The sequence below is a fragment of the Streptomyces sp. NBC_00178 genome, from assembly GCF_036206005.1.
Taxonomy (GTDB): Bacteria; Actinomycetota; Actinomycetes; order Streptomycetales; family Streptomycetaceae; genus Streptomyces.
In genome coordinates, this window is the sequence record NZ_CP108143.1 from 5,082,060 (window position 1) to 5,102,174 (window position 20,115).

General features: G+C 71.5%; 21 protein-coding genes. 13 read left to right on the forward strand and 8 right to left on the reverse strand.

Features of this window, described 5'->3' with window-relative positions:
* Positions 1-45 precede the first annotated feature (45 nt).
* Together OHT61_RS22455 and OHT61_RS22460 are read left to right on the forward strand one after the other, a co-directional pair.
* A complete protein-coding gene (locus OHT61_RS22455) occupies positions 46-705 on the forward strand; it encodes a response regulator transcription factor (protein ID WP_329040672.1) in 660 nt (219 codons plus the stop codon).
* Positions 702-2,156, forward strand: a complete 1,455-nt coding sequence (locus OHT61_RS22460) for a sensor histidine kinase (protein WP_329040674.1) — start codon at positions 702-704, stop codon at positions 2,154-2,156. The genes OHT61_RS22455 and OHT61_RS22460 overlap by 4 nt, the downstream gene beginning before the upstream one ends.
* Before the next feature lie 7 nt (positions 2,157-2,163).
* On the opposite strand, the gene OHT61_RS22465 is transcribed toward OHT61_RS22460, so the two are convergent.
* The 4 genes from OHT61_RS22465 to OHT61_RS22480 form a co-directional block, all read right to left on the reverse strand.
* On the reverse strand, positions 2,164-2,640 hold the full coding sequence (locus OHT61_RS22465) for a MarR family winged helix-turn-helix transcriptional regulator (protein ID WP_329040675.1): 477 nt from the start codon (positions 2,638-2,640) through the stop codon (positions 2,164-2,166).
* Between the two features lie 95 nt (positions 2,641-2,735).
* Positions 2,736-3,509 carry an AIM24 family protein gene (locus tag OHT61_RS22470; protein ID WP_329040676.1) on the reverse strand — a complete coding sequence of 258 codons (774 nt, stop codon included), beginning with the start codon at positions 3,507-3,509 and terminating at the stop codon, positions 2,736-2,738.
* On the reverse strand, positions 3,506-4,156 hold the full coding sequence (locus tag OHT61_RS22475) for an AIM24 family protein (RefSeq protein ID WP_329040678.1): 651 nt from the start codon (positions 4,154-4,156) through the stop codon (positions 3,506-3,508). The genes OHT61_RS22470 and OHT61_RS22475 overlap by 4 nt, the downstream gene beginning before the upstream one ends.
* Entirely contained in the window at positions 4,156-4,788 is a 633-nt protein-coding gene (locus OHT61_RS22480; RefSeq protein WP_329043369.1) for an AIM24 family protein, read from the reverse strand. The genes OHT61_RS22475 and OHT61_RS22480 overlap by 1 nt, the downstream gene beginning before the upstream one ends.
* Before the next feature lie 219 nt (positions 4,789-5,007).
* Here OHT61_RS22480 and OHT61_RS22485 point away from each other — a divergent pair, with 219 nt between their 5' ends.
* The 3 genes from OHT61_RS22485 (at position 5,008) to OHT61_RS22495 (ending at position 7,105) form a co-directional block, all read left to right on the forward strand.
* Positions 5,008-5,358: a DUF3817 domain-containing protein gene (locus OHT61_RS22485; RefSeq protein ID WP_329040680.1), complete on the forward strand. Its 351-nt coding sequence runs from the start codon at positions 5,008-5,010 to the stop codon at positions 5,356-5,358.
* Positions 5,355-5,648, forward strand: a complete 294-nt coding sequence (locus tag OHT61_RS22490) for an MTH1187 family thiamine-binding protein (RefSeq protein WP_015578763.1) — start codon at positions 5,355-5,357, stop codon at positions 5,646-5,648. The genes OHT61_RS22485 and OHT61_RS22490 overlap by 4 nt, the downstream gene beginning before the upstream one ends.
* A 161-nt stretch (positions 5,649-5,809) precedes the next feature.
* Positions 5,810-7,105 (forward strand): glycosyl transferase, encoded by a 1,296-nt coding sequence (locus tag OHT61_RS22495; RefSeq protein ID WP_329040684.1) that lies wholly within the window; start codon positions 5,810-5,812, stop codon positions 7,103-7,105.
* A 17-nt stretch (positions 7,106-7,122) separates the two neighbouring features.
* Here OHT61_RS22495 and OHT61_RS22500 read toward each other — a convergent pair whose 3' ends face one another.
* A complete protein-coding gene (locus tag OHT61_RS22500) occupies positions 7,123-8,100 on the reverse strand; it encodes an ArsR/SmtB family transcription factor (protein ID WP_329040686.1) in 978 nt (325 codons plus the stop codon).
* A gap of 68 nt (positions 8,101-8,168) precedes the next feature.
* Here OHT61_RS22500 and OHT61_RS22505 point away from each other — a divergent pair, with 68 nt between their 5' ends.
* The 4 genes from OHT61_RS22505 (at position 8,169) to OHT61_RS22520 (ending at position 12,210) form a co-directional block, all read left to right on the forward strand.
* The gene (locus OHT61_RS22505; RefSeq protein WP_329040688.1) at positions 8,169-9,476 is read left to right on the forward strand and encodes an MFS transporter; all 1,308 of its coding nucleotides are present in this window, start codon (positions 8,169-8,171) and stop codon (positions 9,474-9,476) included.
* 31 nt (positions 9,477-9,507) lie between these two features.
* Entirely contained in the window at positions 9,508-10,017 is a 510-nt protein-coding gene (locus tag OHT61_RS22510; RefSeq protein WP_329040689.1) for a MarR family winged helix-turn-helix transcriptional regulator, read from the forward strand.
* A 77-nt stretch (positions 10,018-10,094) separates the two neighbouring features.
* The gene (locus tag OHT61_RS22515; RefSeq protein WP_329040691.1) at positions 10,095-10,427 is read left to right on the forward strand and encodes a DUF3817 domain-containing protein; all 333 of its coding nucleotides are present in this window, start codon (positions 10,095-10,097) and stop codon (positions 10,425-10,427) included.
* An 82-nt stretch (positions 10,428-10,509) separates the two neighbouring features.
* Complete coding sequence (locus tag OHT61_RS22520) at positions 10,510-12,210, forward strand: acyl-CoA mutase large subunit family protein (RefSeq protein WP_329040692.1); 1,701 nt, start codon at positions 10,510-10,512, stop codon at positions 12,208-12,210.
* 7 nt (positions 12,211-12,217) lie between these two features.
* Here the strand turns inward: OHT61_RS22520 and OHT61_RS22525 are convergent, their stop codons facing one another.
* Complete coding sequence (locus OHT61_RS22525; protein ID WP_329040693.1) at positions 12,218-12,853, reverse strand: TetR/AcrR family transcriptional regulator; 636 nt, start codon at positions 12,851-12,853, stop codon at positions 12,218-12,220.
* 314 nt (positions 12,854-13,167) lie between these two features.
* Between OHT61_RS22525 and OHT61_RS22530 the strand changes: the two genes are divergently transcribed.
* The 4 genes from OHT61_RS22530 to OHT61_RS22545 all read left to right on the forward strand — a co-directional run bounded on the left by OHT61_RS22530 (position 13,168) and on the right by OHT61_RS22545 (position 17,307).
* A complete protein-coding gene (locus OHT61_RS22530) occupies positions 13,168-14,145 on the forward strand; it encodes a tetratricopeptide repeat protein (RefSeq protein ID WP_329040695.1) in 978 nt (325 codons plus the stop codon).
* A 600-nt stretch (positions 14,146-14,745) separates the two neighbouring features.
* Complete coding sequence (locus tag OHT61_RS22535; RefSeq protein ID WP_329040697.1) at positions 14,746-15,387, forward strand: DUF6230 family protein; 642 nt, start codon at positions 14,746-14,748, stop codon at positions 15,385-15,387.
* A 95-nt stretch (positions 15,388-15,482) separates the two neighbouring features.
* On the forward strand, positions 15,483-16,046 hold the full coding sequence (locus OHT61_RS22540) for a DUF6114 domain-containing protein (protein ID WP_329040698.1): 564 nt from the start codon (positions 15,483-15,485) through the stop codon (positions 16,044-16,046).
* Positions 16,036-17,307, forward strand: a complete 1,272-nt coding sequence (locus OHT61_RS22545) for a hypothetical protein (RefSeq protein WP_329040699.1) — start codon at positions 16,036-16,038, stop codon at positions 17,305-17,307. Before OHT61_RS22540 ends, OHT61_RS22545 begins: the two co-directional genes overlap by 11 nt.
* 94 nt (positions 17,308-17,401) lie before the next feature.
* Here OHT61_RS22545 and pyk read toward each other — a convergent pair whose 3' ends face one another.
* Positions 17,402-18,829, reverse strand: a complete 1,428-nt coding sequence (gene pyk, locus OHT61_RS22550; RefSeq protein WP_329040700.1) for a pyruvate kinase — start codon at positions 18,827-18,829, stop codon at positions 17,402-17,404.
* A 74-nt stretch (positions 18,830-18,903) separates the two neighbouring features.
* A complete protein-coding gene (locus tag OHT61_RS22555) occupies positions 18,904-20,112 on the reverse strand; it encodes an acetate kinase (protein ID WP_443049512.1) in 1,209 nt (402 codons plus the stop codon).
* Positions 20,113-20,115: the final 3 nt, after the last annotated feature.

Sequence of the window (20,115 nt, forward strand, 5' to 3'; positions counted from 1 at the left end):
AGTCACCTGAAGGCGCCTTCAGGTCCGGTTTGGGAAGCTGTCCTCATGCGCCTGTTGATCGTGGAGGACGAGAAGCGCCTGGCGACGTCACTGGCGCGCGGGCTGACGGCCGAGGGATTCGCCGTCGACGTGGTGCACGACGGCCTGGAGGGACTGCACCGCGCGGGTGAGGGCGTCCACGACCTCGTCGTGCTCGACATCATGCTGCCCGGCATGAACGGCTACCGGATCTGTGCCGCCCTGCGGGCCGCGGGACACGAGACGCCGATCCTGATGCTGACCGCCAAGGACGGGGAGTACGACGAGGCGGAGGGCCTGGACACGGGCGCCGACGACTACCTGACCAAGCCGTTCTCGTACGTCGTGCTCGTCGCCCGTATCCGGGCGCTGCTGCGCCGCCGCGGCGGATCCGCCTCGCCGGTGCTGGACGCCGGCCCGCTGCGGATGGACACCGCCGCCCGGCGGGTGCACCTGGACGGGGAGGAAGTCACGCTCACCGCGAAGGAGTTCGCGGTCCTGGAGCAGCTCGTGCTGCGGGCCGGCGAGGTGGTCAGCAAGGCGGACATCCTGGAGCACGTCTGGGACTTCGCCTACGACGGCGACCCGAACATCGTCGAGGTCTACATCAGCACCCTGCGCCGCAAACTCGGTGCCGCGTCGATCCGCACGGTCCGCGGCGCGGGATACCGGCTGGAGGCGCGGTGAGGTCCGTCCGGGCGAGGGCGGCGCTGGGCGCCACCCTCGTCGTCGCCGTCGCCCTGATCGGCGCCGGGCTGGCCGTCCTGCTGGTGCTGCGCGCCAATCTGACGGACCGGGCCGGCCTCGAAGCGGAGGTGGCGGCGCGCGAGGTGGCGGGGCAGCTGGCCCTGGGCACGGCCTACGGGGAGCTGGAGACGGGCGACGAGGAGGCGCATCCCGTCCAGGTGACCGACGGGGAGGGGCGCGTCGTGGCCGTCTCCAAGGACCTGGAGGCGGTCTCGGGCACGGGCACGGCGGACGTCGAACCGGAGCCGTCCGCGCCCGCCCCGGGCACGGGGAGCGACGATGACGACGACGATGACGACGCGAGCACCCCGGACCGCGGTGAGGTGTCCTCCGACCGGCCGGACTTCGCGAACGGCACGGCCACCGTCGACGGCGAGACGGCCGACTACCGGTTCGCCTCCGTCGAGCTGACCACGGACGAGGACGTCACCCTGACCGTCCACGCGGGTGCCCCGCTCGCGGCGGAACAGGAGGCCGTGGACTCGGTGCGCGACTCGATGCTGACGGGGCTGCCCGTCGTGCTGCTGACCGTCGCCGGGGTGACCTGGCTCGTCACGCGGCGCGCGCTGCGCCCGGTCGAGGGCATCCGGCGGGAACTGGCCGCGATCACCGCGTCCGAGGACCTCGGGCGCCGGGTTCCGGAGCCGGACTCCCGGGACGAGGTGGCGAGGCTGGCCCGTACGACGAACGAGACCCTGACCGTGCTGGAGGCCTCCGTCGACCGGCAGCGGCGCTTCGTCGCCGACGCCTCGCACGAGCTGCGCAGCCCGATCGCCTCGCTGCGCACCCAGTTGGAGGTGGGCGCCGCCCACCCGGAGCTGCTGGACGTGCCGGGTGCGGTCGCGGACACGGTGCGCCTGCAGACGCTGGCGGCCGACCTGCTGCTGCTGGCCCGGCTCGACGCGGGGGAGCGGCCCGGGAGCGCGGTGGTCGATCTGGGCGCCCTGGTCCGCGAGGTGGTGTCCCGGCGTACAGGGGACCGGATCGCCCCGGCGGTGTCGGTGCGGGAGGAAGGCGGTCTCGACGTCACCGGTTCACGCGGTCAGCTGGCCCGGGTCGTCGGCAACCTGCTGGACAACGCGGAGCGCCACGCGGTGCGTTCGGTCGCCGTGTCGGTGCGGGCGGACCGTGGCGGCGTGGCCGTGGAGGTCACGGACGACGGCGCCGGGGTGCCGCCGGGCGAACGTGACCGGATCTTCGAGCGGTTCGTGCGCCTGGACGACGCGCGCAGCCGGGACGACGGCGGGGCCGGACTGGGCCTGGCCATCGCACGGGACGTTGCCGCGCGGCACGGGGGTACGCTGACGGCCGGCCCGGCGCCGGAGGGGGGAGCGCGCTTCACCCTGCGGCTGCCCCGAGGGGCGGGAGCGGGTCCCGACCGGACCGGCTGACGGGGCCCTACGGCTTGCCGCGGCGGCCTCGCAGGTGGTCCGCGATGGGGGTGAGGGCGGCGTGCAGCTCGGCGAGCGCCTCGGGTGACAGCAGGTCCATGAAATGGGTGCGCACCGACTCGACGTGGTGGGGGGCGACCTTGCGCATCGTCTCCCCGCCGAGGTTCGTGAGGACCGCGAAGAGTCCGCGCCGGTCCGACTCGCAGTGCTCGCGCCGTACGAGGCCGGCGGACTCCATGCGGGTGATCTGGTGCGAGAGCCTGCTCTTGGACTGCAGGGTGGCCGCGGCGAGGTCGCTCATCCGCATGCGCCGCTCGTCCGACTCCGAGAGGTTGACCAGGATCTCGTAGTCGTTCATGGTCAGCCCGAACGGCTGGAGGTCCTTCTCCAGCTGGTGCGTCAGCAGCCTGCTGACGTCAAGGTGGGTGCGCCAGGCGCACTGCTCCGCGTCGTTCAGCCAGCGGGTGGCCGTCTCGGTCTCCATGTATGGATTCTACCTAAGATGTTGAAAGCCGGACGAAGTCAGGGAGTGTGACGCCTCGCACGCGCTGCCGGACGTCACACTCCGCAGACTATCGTTTACAGGCCGAAGCGACGCTGGAGGTCCCCCAGCTGACCGGGCATGCGAGGTGTGGAGCCGTGTTGACCCGCTCCGGGACCGCCCCCGGGCACCCCCGGCTCGTGCGGGACCGCGCCGGTCGCCTGCTCGGCCATCAGCACCTCGGTCGACTGGAGCAGCACCGTGCCCGCCCCGACGAACTCGAACTGGTGCTCCTCGCCGGAGGTGCCGCCGATCCCGGTGAGCGAGCGCAGGCCGCCCATCACGCCGGTCATGTAGCCGTGGTCGTAGTGGTGGCAGGGGGACGGGCAGTCCGCCCACCCCACCAGCGCCTGCGGATCCACCCGCACCGGCGGCTCCATGAAGACGACCGGGCCGTTGGACGCCGCGACGAACTTGCCCGTCCCGATCAGGGTCAGGAAGCCCGGCACGATCGACTGCTTCAGCGCCAGCGTCGGCTGGTACGCCAGCAGGTTGCCCGACCTGATGGTCAGGTTGCCGTCGTCCAGGTCGTAGGAGTTCACGTCGAAGGCCCGGTCGGCGAGCAGCATCTTCCCGCTGCCCTCGGCCACCACCCAGTCACTGGCGTGCAGGGGGGAGTGGAAGCTCGTGCGGATCAGCCGCTCGAAGCGCCCGTGCCCGATCCCGTTGAAGTCGATGCGCCCGTAGTAGGCGATCATCTTGCCCTTCTGCAGGAACCACTGGCTCCCCTTGAGCTCCACGCAGAAAGTGTAGGAGTTGACGTTGTCGTCGGACGGCAGCGTCGACGGATCATGGATCACGGGCGTGCTCACAGCTTCTCCTCCGACGCCTGGACGTACACCGCGCCGTTGCCGCTGAGCTCCAGCTGGAACGCCTCACCCGAGCCGCGCCCCACCATGTCGCGCCAGCCGAGCGCCGTGGACAGCTTGTTGGTCACGCTTCCGTGGTGCGCGACGTACGCCTGCGGGTCCACGTGCACCGGACGGCCCTGGGTGATCGGCAGTTCGATCACCCCGCCGTGCGCCATGACGGCCACCGCGCCGTGGCCCTTGAGCGTCGTCGTGAAGAGGCCCTGCCCCGTCACCTGGCCGCGCACCATCCCCATGACCCCGCCCTGCGAGCCCATGAACATGGTGCCCTGCTGGAGGGTGCCGTCGAAGGCGAGCAGCCGGTCGGCCTCGACGTACAGGGTGTCGCCGGCCAGGTTGATCACCTGGATGTGGTGGCCGCCGTGGCCGAACATCACGGTGCCGCTCCCCTCGACGGTCATCAGCGGAGCCGCCTCGTTCGCCACCCGCCGGCCGATCATCGACCCCAGGCCGCCCTGGCCGCCCTGGATGTTCGGGGTGAACGACACGTCGCCGCGGTACGCGAGCATCGCGCCGCGCTGGCTGTACATCTTCTGGCCGGGTGCCACCGTGGCCTCGACCATCTTCGAGTTGATCTCGCGGAACGGCATCAGACGTCGCCCCCCACGGTGTTGCGCTCGCTGGGCTGGACGTACACGAGGCCCTCGCCCTCGAAGCGGATCTGGAAGGACTCCCCGGAGCCCTCGCCCATGAGCGTCCGGAAGTTCACGCCGGACTGGAAGTGCTGCTGGAGCCTGCCCTGGTGGGCGATGTAGGCGCCGGGATCGACGTTCAGCGGGTACTGCGGGGTCACCCGGAGCACCACGGCCGAGCCGTCCGACATGATCGCCGCCTGGCCGGTCCCCTCGACGGTGGTGGTGAACAGGCCGTTGCCGCTCGCCCCGCCGCGCAGGCCGGTGAAGGTCGTGCCGGTGCGCAGCCCGGCGTCCGTGGCCAGCAGGTTGCTGGCCTCGACGTACAGCTTGTCGCCGTGCAACGAGACGAGGTTGATCTCACTCGCGCGGTCGGCGAAATAGCAGGTCCCCTGCCCCTTCACCTCCATCATCACCATCTGCTCGCCGGTCAGGCGGCGGGTCACCATGCCGCGGATGCCCTCACCGCCGCCGGACATCTTCTTGAAGTCCATCCGGCCGTCGTACGCGACCATCGAGCCGTTCTTCGCCTTGACGGCATCGCCTGTCAGGTCGACGGCCAGCGTCTTGCTGCCTTGGAGTCGGAACATCGCCACGAGGCGACGGTAGCCGCCGGGGCGCCGCGCGGACAGGCCCCGGTGACCGATCCCACCCCGAATGCCCCCCGGGAGGGCCCTGAAATGCACCGGTACGTGCGTCGGGGCGGTACGGGGACCCCGCTCGGAGGGGGGTCGTGCGCGATGCCACAATGGGCCGTGCTTGTGCGTGCGTTCACAAGCCGACACGCCCCTCCCACCGAAGGTGCCCTCGTGGACATCAAGACCGCTTCCGCCCTGCACCGGCTGCGCCTCATCTCGCTTCCCGAAGCGCTCTCCTTCCCGGCGCTGCTCATCTTCGGCTCGCTGCTCATGCGGGTCTCGGACATCGACTTCCTGATGCCGCCCCTCGGGGCGCTGCACGGCATCCTGTTCACGATCTACGTGATCTTCCTCGTGGACGTCTGGGTCAAGGCCAAGTGGCCGCTCAAGCGCGTCGGCCTGTTCTTCCTCCTCGCGGTCGTGCCGTTCGGCGGGCTCTACGGCGAGAAGCTGCTCAAGAAGTACGAGGCCGACGGCGTGATCGCCGCCCGCGCCCGCGCCGAGGGCAAGGTGAACGCATGATCGTCGCCTTCTCCGTCAGCCCGCTGGGCGTGGGCGAGGACGTCGGCGAGTACGTCGCCGACGCCGTGCGCGTCGTCCGCGAGTCCGGGCTGCCCAACCGCACGGACGCGATGTTCACCTCGATCGAGGGCGAGTGGGACGAGGTGATGGACGTGGTGAAGCGCGCCGTCGCGGCCGTCGAAGCCCGCGCCGGCCGCGTCTCGCTGGTGCTCAAGGCCGACATCCGGCCCGGCGTGACCGACGGTCTGACGTCCAAGGTCGAGACGGTGGAACGCCACCTCGCCGGCTGACGGACCGTCCGTACCGACCCCGCAGCCCCCGGCCGCCCCCAGGCGCCGGGGGCTCTCCCCGTTCGGCGGAAAGAATCAGCCCGCTCGGTCCTGCCGGGTCGACACCTCCCCCTCTCTCCCCTTCTGTGGGGATACCGGCAGATTCGACCGATGGAGGCGCGATGCCGACGGAGGGGCACGACCACGACAACCGCAGCGGCCCCGCGGGACCGCCCGCCGGGCCGCCGGCGGGGCACCGGGACGCGCACGCCGTGGGGGACGGCCGCACCGCGGGGCTGCTCCTGGCGGCTTCCGCCCCCGCGCTCACCGGCCTGCTCGCACTCGCCCCCGTCCTCCAGGCGCGGCGCCCCGCACTGCTCGTGGCCGTCTGCTCGCTCGCCCTGGTCGCCCTGGTCAACGCGGTCCTGACCGTCCGGGCCGTCCGGGACGTCCGGGAGCCGGTCCGCGAGACGCCCGAACCCGGGTACGCGGTCGCCTACCTGGCCACGTACGCACCGGGACGGGAGCCCCTCTCCGCGGTGCGGGCGGTCCTGGAGGGCGCCGTCCGGCTGCGGCACCCCGGGCCGCTGGACGTCTGGCTGCTCGACGAGGGGGACGATCCCGAGGCGAGGATGCTCTGCGCGGAACTCGGCGTGCACCACTTCACCCGCCGCGGGGTGCCCGAGTGGAACCAGGCCGGGGGGCCGCACGAGGCCGGTGCGGAGCACGGCAACCACAACGCGTGGATCGCCAAGCACGGCGACGACTACGGCCTCCTCGCCTGCGCGGCCCCCGGTCACGTGCCGCACCCGGGCTTCCTGGAACGCACGACCGGCTGGTTCCGGGACGCCGACACCGCCTTCGTGGTGGGACCGCGGGCCGAGGGCGCCGACGCCGCCCACCGGGCGCTGGTCCAGTGCGCGGGCAACCACCACGGGGCGCCCCTGCTGTCCGGCTCCGGCGTCGTCGTACGCGTCGAGGCGCTGCGCGGGGCGGGCGGGTTCCGGGCCCCGGCCACCGGCGACATCGCGGCCGGGCTGGAGATGCACCGCCGGCACAACCCGCTCACCGGACGCCACTGGCGTTCCGTCCACAGCGCGGACGCGCCGGCCGCCCGAGAGGTGCCGGGGGCGCGCCGGGACCCGTCGCCCGGGCTCCGCAGGACACTGCTGCCGCTGTACGGGAAGGCGCTGTTCCGGGTGCCCGCCGGCCGGCTCCTGGGCTACACCCTGCTCCTCCTCCACCGCCCGGTGACGGTCGTCGGCTGGGCGCTCTGCGCGCTGACCTGGCTGCTCTTCCCGGCGACGGCCTGGGCCGCGCTCACCCTGCCCGCCGCCCTGGCGCCGACCGCCGTACGCTCCCTCGCGCGCCTGCGGGAGCGCCGCCGCCTGGAGGCCCGCGGCCGTGAGGCGCTGCCCCTCACGGAGGCCGAGCGCGCCCCCGCCGCCACCGCGGGCACTCCCGCGCCGGGCAGCTGACCCGGCGGCGGGGGGACTCAGGCCTCCTGGCCGGCCAGCGCGATGCCGAGCGGCGTGCGCTCGTACAGCACCTGGTGGCCGTAGCGCCGTGAGGTGAGCAGACCCGCCGCGCGCAGTACCGACAGATGCGCCGAGACGGAGGAGGGGGCGAGGGCCAGCCGGTGCGCGAGGGCGCTGGTACCGGCGGGTTCGTCGAGCGCGCACAGCACGTCCGCGCGTGCCCGGCCCAGCAGACGGGCGAGCGCGTCGGGCGTCCGGTCGCCCGCCGGGGTCCACAGGCCGCCGATCCCCCGCGCGGGGTAGATCACGGCCGGCTGCCAGGGCGGTTCGTGGCCGCCGACCACGTCGGGCCAGACGAAGGCGCTGGGCATCAGGACGAGCCCCTGGCCGCCGAGCACCCGGGTGTGGTTCCCCCTGGTGCCGGCCACCGTCAGCGTCGAGTCCGTCCATCGCAGCCGCGGGCTGATCTCACCGAGCAGGCGCTCGAAGCCGACCTCGGCGAGACGCCGCGAGTGGTAGGCGATGTCCGCCTCCAGCAGGGAGCGCAGCCGGGGCCAGTGCGGCTCGACCATGACCCGCCAGGCCCGCTCCAGCAGGTCGGCGAGCTCCCGTACCGCCCGCACCGGGTCGGCGAGCATCCGCTCACCGGCGGGGCGGTCCGGCCGCCCTGCCAGGGCCAGTGCGATGTCGTCGCGGGCGACCAGCGGATCGGTGCCGCGTACCCCGGCGATCTCCTCCTCGAAGGTGGTCGTGGGGCCGACGGGCGGCGGGCAGATGAAGTCGGGGTTGTGGCCGCCGTCCGGCATGAGCAGCCACAGCGGGGTGAGGTCGAGGGCCGCAGCGTCCTCGCGGATGCGGCGCAGCCAGGGCAGGTGGTGGCCGTGCGCTCCCGGACGGGCCAGCAGTCGCACGGCCGCCTGGGTCTCCCACAGCGGCGAGAGGGCGAAGCGGCAGCGCAGCAGGTCGTGCTCGTCGAAGTGCAGATGGAACGGCAAGGGGGCCCACTCTTTCGGCGTCAGCCGAAAGACTACGGGGGGCGGGTCTCCTGCCCCACGCTGCGTCCATGCCGAGCGACACCACCACCCCGGCGGGCACACCCCGCGACGAGTCCACCGCCGACACCCCGTCCACCGGTCCCGTACCGCCCCCGCGGTCCGCGGACTACCGCGCCGTGTTCGCCGTGCGGGAGTTCCGGGCGGTGTTCGCCGCCCATCTGCTCTCCCTCCTCGGCGTCGTCGTCGGCGAGCTCGCGCTCACCGTGCTCGTCTACGACCTCACCGGCTCGCCGCTGCTGTCCGCCCTGACCTTCGCGCTCGGTTTCCTGCCGTACATCGTGGGCGGAACCCTCCTTGCCGGCGTCGCGGACCGCTACCCCGCCCGGCGGGTGCTCGTCACCTGCGACCTGATCTGCGCCGGATGCGTCGCCGTCATGGTGCTCCCGGGGACCTCCGTCGGCCTGCTCCTCGCGCTGCGCTGCCTGGTCGCCGCCGTGGCGCCCGTCTTCACGGGGACCCGTACGGCCGCCCTCACGGACATCCTCGGCGACGGCCCGCTCTACGTCCTCGGCCGGTCACTGCTGCGCCTGGTCTCGCAGAGCGCCCTGCTCATCGGCTTCGGCGCGGGCGGGGTCCTGCTCGCCGCGCTGTCCCCGCGCGGGGCGATCACCGTCACCGTGGCCACGTTCCTTTGCTCAGCGGCCCTGCTGCGCCTGGGTACCGAGGCCAGGCCCGCCCGCTCGGGAGGGGACGTGGGCGGCACGCTGCTGAAGGAGTCGCTCGCCGGGGCGCGCGCCGTCCTCGGCGACCGCGGGGTGAGGGGGCTGCTGCTCCTGTTCTGGGTGCCCGCGTTCTTCGTGGTGGCCCCGGAGGCGCTCGCGGCCCCGTACGCGGACGCGATCGGCGCGGGACCGGCGGCGCTCGGGCTGATGATGTGCGCGATGGCCGTCGGCCACATCGGTGCGGAGATCTTCGCGGGGACAGCCCTCGGGCCCCGTGCCCGCTCCAGGATCGTGCTGCCGGTCGCCGTCGTGGGCCTGCTGCCCCTCGTGCTGTACGCGTTCCGCCCGGGGACGGCCGGGGCCGTCGTGGTCCTCGTGCTGGCGGGCACGGGGGCCGCGTACGTCATCGGGCTCGACCAGTGGTTCGTCCAGGCGGTCCCCGAACACCTCAGGGGCCGGGCGATGACCCTGCTCACCGCGGGCCTGATGACGGTCCAGGGGCTCGGCATGGCCCTGGCGGGACTGGCGGCGGAGTTCTTCCCGGTCCACCAGGTGGTGGCCGCCTCGGGGGCCGTGGGCGCCGTGACGACGCTGCTGCTCGCCGTGGAGGTCCGTAGAACACGCATCCGGTACCGAAGTGCGAGACGGGCATGACCGCCATGTGACCAGTGGGTAAGGTCGTGCCGTGCCGAAGCCGCTCAGCCTCCCTTTCGACCCCATCGCCCGTGCAGAGGAACTCTGGCACCGACGCTGGGGGCCGGTGCCCTCGATGGGCGCGATCACCTCGATCATGCGGGCGCAGCAGATCCTGCTGGCCGAGGTGGACGCGGTGGTGAAGCCGTACGGTCTGACCTTCGCCCGTTACGAGGCACTGGTCCTGCTCACCTTCTCGCAGGCCGGTGAGCTGCCCATGTCCAAGATCGGCGAGCGTCTGATGGTGCACCCGACGTCCGTGACGAACACCGTCGACCGGCTGGTGCGCTCGGGCCTCGTCGCCAAGCGGCCGAACCCCAACGACGGGCGCGGAACCCTCGCCTCCATCACGGACAAGGGCCGCGAGGTCGTCGAGGCGGCCAGCGCGGACCTGATGGCGATGGACTTCGGACTCGGGGCGTACGACGACGAGGAGTGCGCCGAGATCTTCGCGATGCTGCGCCCGCTGCGGGTGGCCGCGCAGGACTTCGAGGACAGGTAGCCGCACCGCGCGGGGCCGGCGGCGCGAGGGGCAGGGTGCCGCAAGATCGCCCCGGTCGCCCGGATACGCTCGATGCCATGAAACGCAGTGTGCTGACCCGCTACCGGGTGATGGCCTACGTCACCGCCGTCATGCTGTTGATCCTGTGCGTGTGCATGATCTTCAAGTACGGCTTCGACACCGGTGAGGGTCTGACGCTCGTCGTCTCGCAGATCCACGGTGTCCTCTACATCATCTACCTGATCTTCGCCTTCGACCTCGGTTCCAAGGCGAAGTGGCCGGTCGGCAAGCTGCTCTGGGTGCTGATCTCCGGCACGATCCCGACCGCCGCGTTCTTCGTCGAGCGCAAGGTGGTCCGGGAGGTGGAGCCGCTGATCACCGACGGCTCCCCGCAGGCCGTCAAGGCCTGATCCGCACCGCAGGACCGCCCCGCGCGAAGCGCCGGGCGGTTTGCCATCGACATTTACTAGGACGTCCTAGTAAATTCGTACCATGGACGCTCACGAGATCGAGGAAGGCCGCCGACGCTGGCAGGCCCGTTTCGACAAGGCCCGCAAGCGCGACGCGGACTTCAGCACGCTCTCCGGCGACCCGGTGGAGCCCGTGTACGGGCCCCGCCCCGGCGACGCGTACGAAGGATTCGAACGGATCGGCTGGCCCGGCGAGTACCCCTTCACCCGGGGACTCCACCCCACCGGATACCGGGGCCGCACCTGGACCATCCGCCAGTTCGCCGGCTTCGGCAACGCCGAGCAGACCAACGCGCGCTACAAGACCATCCTGGCCAACGGCGGCGGCGGACTCAGCGTCGCCTTCGACATGCCGACCCTGATGGGACGCGACTCCGACGACGCCCGCGCGCTGGGCGAGGTCGGCCACTGCGGTGTCGCCATCGACTCGGCCGCCGACATGGAGGTCCTCTTCCGGGACATCCCGCTCGGCGACGTCACGACCTCGATGACGATCAGCGGGCCCGCCGTCCCCGTCTTCTGCATGTACCTCGTCGCCGCGGAGCGCCAGGGCATCGACCCCGCCGTGCTGAACGGCACGCTCCAGACCGACATCTTCAAGGAGTACATCGCCCAGAAGGAGTGGCTCTTCCAGCCCGAGCCCCACCTGCGCCTCATCGGCGACCTGATGGAGCACTGCGCCCGCGACATCCCCGCCTACAAGCCGCTCTCGGTCTCCGGCTACCACATCCGCGAGGCCGGGGCCACGGCCGCGCAGGAGCTCGCGTACACCCTCGCCGACGGCTTCGGCTACGTCGAGCTGGGCCTGTCCCGCGGTCTCGACGTCGACACCTTCGCCCCCGGGCTGTCCTTCTTCTTCGACGCGCACCTCGACTTCTTCGAGGAGATCGCCAAGTTCCGCGCGGCCCGCCGTATCTGGGCGCGCTGGATGAAGGAGACGTACGGCGCGAAGACCGACAAGGCGCAGTGGCTCCGCTTCCACACCCAGACCGCCGGTGTCTCGCTCACGGCCCAGCAGCCGTACAACAACGTCGTGCGCACCGCGGTGGAGGCGCTCTCCGCCGTCCTCGGCGGGACCAACTCGCTGCACACCAACGCCCTGGACGAGACCCTCGCCCTCCCCTCCGAGCAGGCGGCCGAGATCGCGCTGCGCACCCAGCAGGTGCTCATGGAGGAGACCGGCGTCGCCAACGTCGCGGACCCGCTCGGTGGTTCCTGGTACGTCGAGCAGCTCACCGACCGGATCGAGGCCGACGCCGAGAAGATCTTCGAGCAGATCAAGGAGCGCGGCACCCGGGCCCACCCGGACGGCAAGCACCCCATCGGGCCGATGACCTCGGGCATCCTGCGCGGCATCGAGGACGGCTGGTTCACCGGCGAGATCGCCGAGTCGGCCTTCCGGTACCAGCAGTCCCTGGAGAAGGGCGAGAAGCGCGTCGTCGGCGTCAACGTCCACCACGGGTCCGTCACGGGCGACCTGGAGATCCTGCGGGTCAGCCACGAGGTGGAGCGCGACCAGGTGAGCGAGCTCGCCACGCGCAAGCAGGGCCGCGACGACGCCCGGGTCCGCAAGGCGCTGGACGCGATGCTGGCCTCGGCGCGGGACGGTTCGAACATGATCGCGCCGATGCTGGAGGCGGTACGGGCGGAGGCGACGCTGGGCGAGATCTGCGGAGTGCTGCGCGAGGAGTGGGGCGTCTACACCGAGCCGCCCGGCTTCTGACCGCGCGTCAGTCCTGCCGCGAGGCCGCCGCTCCCAGTCCCGAGAGCAGCAGCAGGGTGAAGCGCCGGGCCCAGTCGGCATCGACGGGCTCGGCGCTCACCAGCGCCCGGTGCACCACCGCGCCGGCGATGACGTCGAAGATCAGGTCGGCGGTGCGGGCCGCCGTCTCCGGGTCGCGCTCCAGGGGCAGTTCCCCGCGCTCCTCCGCCCGCTCGCGCCCCTGCAGGACCAGCCGCTTCTGCCGGGCCACGATCGAGTTGCGTATGCGGTCCCGCAGCGCCTCGTCGCGTGTGGACTCCGCGACGACCGCCATCAGCGCCGTCCTGGTCTCGGGCCGCTCCAGCAGGGCGGCGAACTGCAGCACCACGGCCTCCACGTCGGCCGACAGGCTGCCCAGGTCGGGCAGCTCCAGCTCGTCGAAGAGCACCGCGACCGCGTCCACGACCAGTTCGTTCTTGCCCGCCCAGCGGCGGTAGAGGGTCGTCTTGGCGACCCCCGCCCGCGACGCCACGTCGCCCATGGTCAGCTTCGACCAGCCGAGGTCGACCAGCGACGCACGGGTCGCCTCGAGGATCGCCTCGTCGGCCTCGGCGCTGCGGGGACGTCCGGATCGGGCGGGTTCGGTCGGGCTGCGGCTCAGCATGCGGCGACCATACCGGCCGGTAAGTACCGCTGACCGGCCCCGGAGCCCGTGAGACAGATCACCGCGCGCTCTCCCCCCGGAGGGGGGCAGGGCAGTTACGCTACGGGTCGTAGCGTAAGAAGCGACGGTCCGCCGTCGTCACGCGACGACCGATCGACAGCCACAGGCGCCGGGTGGGGACCCGGTGCCGACCACGGGGTTTCAGGCCCCGGAGCCGCTTGTGACCACGCGCCGCGCATGCCGGCTCGGCCGTGGGCGCGGGCGGCTCGCGGATCGCTTTTCGCGGCAGCGCGCACAGGGGGGAGGATGTACGTATGCAGCCTAGGAACATGTCCATGAGCGGCGTCGTCGACCTCGCCGCTGTGAAGGCGGCCGGCGAGGCCAAGGCGAAGGCGGAGCACGCCCGCGCCGAGTCCGCCCGGCAGGGTGGGACCGGCGCCGTGTCCCCCGCCTCCCTGGTGATCGACGTCGACGAGGCGGGCTTCGAGACCGACGTCCTCCAGCGCTCCACCGAAGTCCCGGTCGTCATCGACTTCTGGGCCGAGTGGTGCGAACCGTGCAAGCAGCTCGGCCCGCTCCTGGAGCGCCTCGCCGTCGAGTACAACGGCCGCTTCCTGCTGGCCAAGGTCGACGTCGACGCCAACCAGATGCTGATGCAGCAGTTCGGCATCCAGGGCATCCCGGCCGTCTTCGCCGTGGTGGCGGGGCAGGCCCTCCCGCTCTTCCAGGGCGCGGCGCCGGAGAGCCAGATCCGGCAGACGCTCGACCAGCTGATCCAGGTCGGCGAGGAGCGGTTCGGCCTCACCGGGATCGTCGTCGACGCCGAGGCCGGGGCCGGTGACACGGAGACCGGCCCCGCCGAGGTGCCCGCGGGGCCGTACGACGCGCTGCTGGAGACCGCCGCGCAGGCGCTGGACGCCAACGACTTCGACGGCGCGGTCCAGGCGTACCGGAGCGTCCTGGCCGACGATCCGCTGAACACCGAGGCGAAGCTGGGTCTGGCGCAGGCCGATCTGCTGGGCCGGGTGGCGGGCATGGACCCCCAGCGGGTCCGCACGGCGGCGGCCGAGAACCCCGCCGATCCGGCGGCGCAGATGGACGCCGCCGACCTGGACCTCGTCGGCGGCCACGTCGAGGACGCGTTCGGACGGCTCGTCGAGACGGTCCGCCGCAACTTCGGTGACGACCGCGACGCGGTGCGGGTACGGCTCCTGGAGCTCTTCGAGGTGATCGGCCCCGACGACCCGCGCGTCGTCGCGGCCCGGACCGCCCTGGCACGCGTCTTGTTCTGATGTGACAACACGGCCGTGGCGCCCTCCGGGGACCACGGCCGTTTTCGCGGGCGAACGACAACGAATGCCCCTGCTTTACCAAAACTTGATAAAAGTACTCAGTGTTACTGGCAGTAAATCGCCTCCCGGGATCTGTCCGGTTGAGGGTGGAATTCCTCCTGTTCGCGCTCCCCTCCGGGGCCACCCTGTGTGGCCGGGCGGTATCGCCCTGTCGTCCCCCGGTTATCGGGCCGTTACTAGCGAGTAACGACCCCCCTTGTGTCATGGCCGCGAATGCACCACGATCGGCCACGCTCGGTCCAATACCCGCCGGCCCGACGTCCAGTCGCGCAGGCGGATCAGTTGGGTCCCCACCGGGTGGTCGGCGGCAGTGGCGCCGATCGCGGACAGGGGGGTTCCTGCCCCTGGGCAGGGCCTGTCCGAACCGGCCGCGCAGACGCGTGGCCAGTGGTTGTCGCTCGGGGGTGATCGCCGGTGATTCGGATGCGGTACGCGCCTCCGGTCCGGGCGCTCTCCTTCCCGAGGACGTAGCACTTCTCCCATCCCAGGGCGGGCACGATGCCCGTACCGGAGATGTACGTCCGAGAAGGAGGAAATTCTATGAGTTCGCAGGTTCGCGGTGGTACCAGATGGAAGCGTTTCGCTCTGGTCATGGTGCCGAGCGTCGTCGCGACCGCCGCTGTCGGCGTCGGTCTGGCGCAGGGTGCGCTCGCCGCGTCGTTCAGCGTCTCCGGTCAGAGCTTCAAGGTCAGCACCGACAAGCTCGTCGGTAAGGACTTCGTCCAGTACGGCAGCGTCGCTGTCGGCAAGGACCTCAAGGGCAACGACGCTGCGCACCCGGTTGCCGTCTCCGGCTTCAGCAGCGCCACGATCACCAACATGTGCCAGTCGGTGGTCACGCCCGACCTGCCCTTCGGTCTCGGCAGCGTCAGCCTCGAGCTGAACGCGGGCACCGACCCGAAGAGGCCCGTCGAGGCGACGAACCTCTACCTCGACGTGGCCCAGCTGGACGCGGACGCGTACTTCGAGAAGATCGACATCGGCGTCGCAGCCGGTTCGGTCGGCAAGCCGGGTATCCAGTCCGGCACCGAGAAGGCCGTCAACCCCAACGGCTTCGCGCAGCGCGCCGAGACGGCGACGCTGAGCAACGTGGAGCAGACGGCGTGGGCGACCACCGCCGGCACCTTCAAGCTGAGCAACCTCAGCCTGAAGCTGCACAAGGGCGTCAAGGAGTGCTTCTAAGCACTCGCCCGGGTGGCCGGAGCGTCCCGTGAGGGCCTCCGGCCGCCCACCCCTTCTCTTCTCACAGCAGTACCGGTTCCAGGGAGCTGTTTTCCATGAGCCCCGAGTCCACAGGGCAGAACGAGCACTACCTCACCGTCTACCGGCGGGGATTCCGCACCTGGCGGGGTAACCGGCCGTTCTGGGCGGGCCTGTTCACCATCTTGGGTGGTCTACCCATCGCGTACTTCCCGTACGCCAACATGCACCTCGGCAACATGACGATCGCGATGTCGACCACCGCGGGTGCGGGGTCGCTGATCATCGGGGTCCTGCTCGTCACGCTGGGCCTCACCATGTGGTTCCACCACATCGTGCGGGTGTTCGCCGGTGTCGCCGCGATCCTGCTCGCGCTGATCTCCATACCCGTCGCCAACATCGGCGGCTTCATCATCGGCTTCGTCTTCGCGCTCCTCGGCGGAGCCCTCTCCATCGCCTGGGTCCCGGGCGAGGCGAAGGCCGCCGCGGCGGGCGCTCCGGAGAAGTGGACGCAGCAGGACGACGACGCCCGGGCGCCGGAGTACGGCCAGGAGCTGCACGGCGCGGCCGCGGTCCCGCCGCAGCCCGCGCAGTTCGACGGGACGGTCGAGGCCGACGGCGGGAGGCATCGTGCGGGGTGACGACACGCAGACGAACGACTCCGGGCAGGACGTGTTCCCGGAGCGAAGAGGACCCCGGCACGCGGCCCCCAGGAAGTCGCTGCTGACGAAGCTCCACATGCCCGCGGGCAAGAAGGCGTTCGCGCTCGCCGCGATGCCGACCGCGGTCTTCGTGGGGATGGGTCTCACCCCCAAGCTGGCGATGGCCGACGACAGCACGGACATCCCGTTCGCGCCCGGCCCCTGTGTGACCCGCTCCGACGAGCCGGCCGAGTCGCAGGAGCCCGAGGCGAAGCCGACCCCGAGCGCCACGCCGTCCGACGAGGCGGGCAAGGACGACGGGTCCGGCGAGGACGGCGGTACGGGCGGCAAGGACGAGACGGCCGGGCCGAAGCCTTCGGCGAGCGCGTCCGCGACCCAGGCGCCCTCGGCGGCCCCTGACGGCCAGGACGCCCCGACGGCGACCCCCGCGCCCACCGAGTCGAAGAACCCGCTCGACCCGCTGGGCGTCGGCGACGCGCTCAAGGACCTCCTCGACGGACCGGACAAGGAGACGGCCGAGCCGTCCCCCAGCGCCACCGCGCAGACTCCCGAGCCGTCGAAGAGCACCACGCCCGCCAAGCCGGCGGAGAAGGCCGTGGACGCGGCGAAGGACACGGTCGACAAGACCACCGACGCCATCCGTGAGGCCGCCGACAAGGCCGGCAAGGACGTCGAGGAGCTCGACGAGGACGTCAAGGGCCTCGACCCGGTGAAGGACGAGGACATCCCGGACGGAGCCAAGGAGCGCTTCCCCTGCCCGACCGCCGACCCCAAGGCGCTCGCCGCGGCCGACCTGGAGCAGGGCATCCCGCTGCTCCCGGACGACCCGTGGATCCTGGAGACCTCGAAGCTCACGCTCACCGGGCTCGACTACCACGGCATCGTCGAGGTGAAGACGTACGGCGGCAAGGTCAAGAAGGTCCTCAAGTTCACCGCCGACACCATCGACATCAGGGACCTCCACCAGCTGACGAAGGGCCCGGCGGGCACGACCGGCCACGTCAAGGCGGAGGAGGGCTCGACGTCCACCATCCGCAACGGCACGGTGACGATGTACACGGAGAAGCTGAAGGGCAACCTCTTCGGCATCATCCCCATCACCTTCAGCCCGGAGAGCCCGCCGCCGCTGAACGTACCGTTCGCCTTCTTCACCGACGCCGAGGTGACCCAGGCCGGCCAGTTCGGCGGCTCGCTCAAGGTCCCCGGGTTGCAGAACTACTTCACCGGCGGCAACGGCTAGCCGGTGGTCCGGACCCGTCCGGGAGCCGCACAGCACTGTGGCCCGCCCCCGTTCCCACGGGGTGCGGGCCACAGTCGTGTGCGGGGGCGGGACGTCAGACGCCCTCGCCGCCCAGGTGGTGCACCCGGACCATGTTGGTGGTGCCGGGGACGCCGGGGGGCGAGCCGGCCGTGATGACCATCGTGTCGCCGCCGCTGTAGCGGTTCAGCTTCAGCAGCTCGGCGTCCACCAGGTCGACCATGGCGTCCGTGTTGTCCACGTGCGGCACGACGTACGACTCGATGCCCCAGCTCAGGGCGAGCTGGTTGCGGGTCGACTCCTCCGTGGTGAAGGCGAGGATCGGCTGGGCGGTGCGGTAGCGCGACAGGCGGCGGGCCGTGTCACCGGACTTGGTGAAGGCGACCAGGGCCTTGCCGTCGAGGAAGTCCGCGATCTCGCACGCCGCGCGTGCCACCGCACCACCCTGCGTACGGGGCTTCTTGCCCGGCACCAGCGGCTGGAGGCCCTTGCCGAGGAGCTCCTCCTCGGCGGCGACGACGATCTTCGACATCGTCTTGACCGTCTCGATCGGGTACGCGCCGACGGAGGACTCCGCGGACAGCATGACCGCGTCCGCGCCGTCCAGGATCGCGTTGGCGACGTCCGAGGCCTCGGCGCGGGTCGGCCGCGAGTTGGTGATCATCGACTCCATCATCTGGGTCGCCACGATCACCGGCTTGGCGTTGCGGCGGCACAGCTCGATGAGCCGCTTCTGCACCATCGGGACCCGCTCGAGCGGGTACTCGACGGCCAGGTCGCCACGCGCGACCATGACGCCGTCGAACGCCGCGACGATGCCCTCCATGTGCTCGACGGCCTGCGGCTTCTCGACCTTGGCGATGACGGGGACCCGGCGGCCCTCCTCGTCCATCACCTTGTGCACGTCCTTGACGTCCTCGGCGTCCCGCACGAAGGACAGCGCGACCAGGTCGCAGCCCATCCGCAGGGCGAACCGCAGGTCCTCGACGTCCTTGTCGGACAGCGCGGGGACGTTGACGGCGGCGCCCGGCAGGTTGATCCCCTTGTGGTCGGAGACGACACCGCCCTCGATCACGATGGTGGTGACCCGGGGGCCGTCCACCGAGACGACCTTCAGCTCGACGTTGCCGTCGTTGATCAGGATCGGGTCGCCCTTGGCGACGTCGCCGGGCAGCCCCTTGTAGGTGGTGCCGCACACCGACTTGTCGCCGGGGACGTCCTCGGAGGTGATGACGAACTCGTCCCCGCGGACCAGCTCGACGGGGCCCTCGGCGAACTTCGCGAGGCGGATCTTCGGTCCCTGGAGGTCGGCGAGGACGCCGACCGCGCGGCCGGTCTCGGCGGCGGCCTTGCGGACCCTGTCGTAACGGCCTTGGTGCTCCTCGTGGGTACCGTGACTGAAGTTGAACCGGGCCACGCTCATGCCGGCCTCGATCAGAGCGACGAGCTGCTCATGGGAGTCGACGGCGGGACCGAGGGTGCAGACGATTTTGGAACGGCGCATGGGGCGGATCCTATCGGTTTGTTTCACTGCGGAATATTCCGGCTGGTGGAAGATACAAAGGGGCGGAGGCTCGCTCAGTTGTGAACCAAGGAGAAGGTCTGGCCCGCGATCTCCAGCTCCTCGTCCGTAGGCACGACCGCGACCGCGACCCGGGAGTCGTCGGGCGAGATCAGCCGGGGTTCGCCGGACCGCACGGCATTGCGGTCCGCGTCCACCGCCAGGCCGAAGAGCTCCAGCCCGGCCAGCGCAGCCTCGCGTACCGGAGCCGAGTTCTCCCCGACCCCCGCCGTGAACACCACCGCGTCCACCCGGCCGAGCACCGCCGCGTAGGCGCCGATGTACTTCTTCAGCCGGTGGATGTAGACGTCGAACGCGAGGGCGGCCCGCTCGTCGCCCTCGTCCACCCGGCGCCGGATCTCCCGCATGTCGTTGTCACCGCAGAGACCGGCCAGGCCGCTCCTCTTGTTCAGCAGGACGTCGATCTCGTCGGCCGACATCCCCGCCACCCGCTGCAGGTGGAAGGTGACGGCCGGATCGACGTCTCCCGAGCGCGTACCCATGACCAGCCCCTCCAAGGGGGTCAGCCCCATCGAGGTGTCCACGCACCGGCCGCCCGCCACCGCGGACGCGGAGGCGCCGTTGCCCAGGTGCAGCACGATCACGTTCACCTCGTCCACGGGCCGGCCCAGCAGCTCCGCCGTCCTGCGCGACACGTAGGCGTGCGAGGTGCCGTGGAATCCGTAGCGCCGGATGCGGTGGGCGTCGGCGGTCTCGACGTCGATCGCGTAGCGCGCGGCGTACTCCGGCATCGTCGTGTGGAACGCCGTGTCGAAGACCGCGACCTGCGGCAGGTCCGGCCGCAGCGCCCGCGCGGTCCGGATCCCGGTGATGTTGGCCGGGTTGTGCAGCGGGGCCACCGGGACCAGGCGCTCGATCTCCTCCAGCACCTCGTCGGTGATCAGCGCGGGCTCGCTGAACCGCAGCCCGCCGTGCACCACCCGGTGGCCGATCGCGGCCAGCTCGGGGGAGTCGAGCCCGAGCCCGTCCGCCGCCAGCTCCCCGGCCGCGGCGTTCAGCGCCTCCTCGTGGTCGGCGATCCGCCCGGCGCGCTCCCGGGGCTTTCCGTCACCGGTCAACGGCGTGTGCACCAGCCGGGACTCCGGCTCGCCGATCCTCTCGACCAGCCCGGTGGCCAGCCGGGAGCGGTCGCGCATGTCCAGCAGCTGGTACTTCAGCGACGAGGAACCGGAATTGAGCACGAGTACGCGGTGGGCGTCTGTCATGGA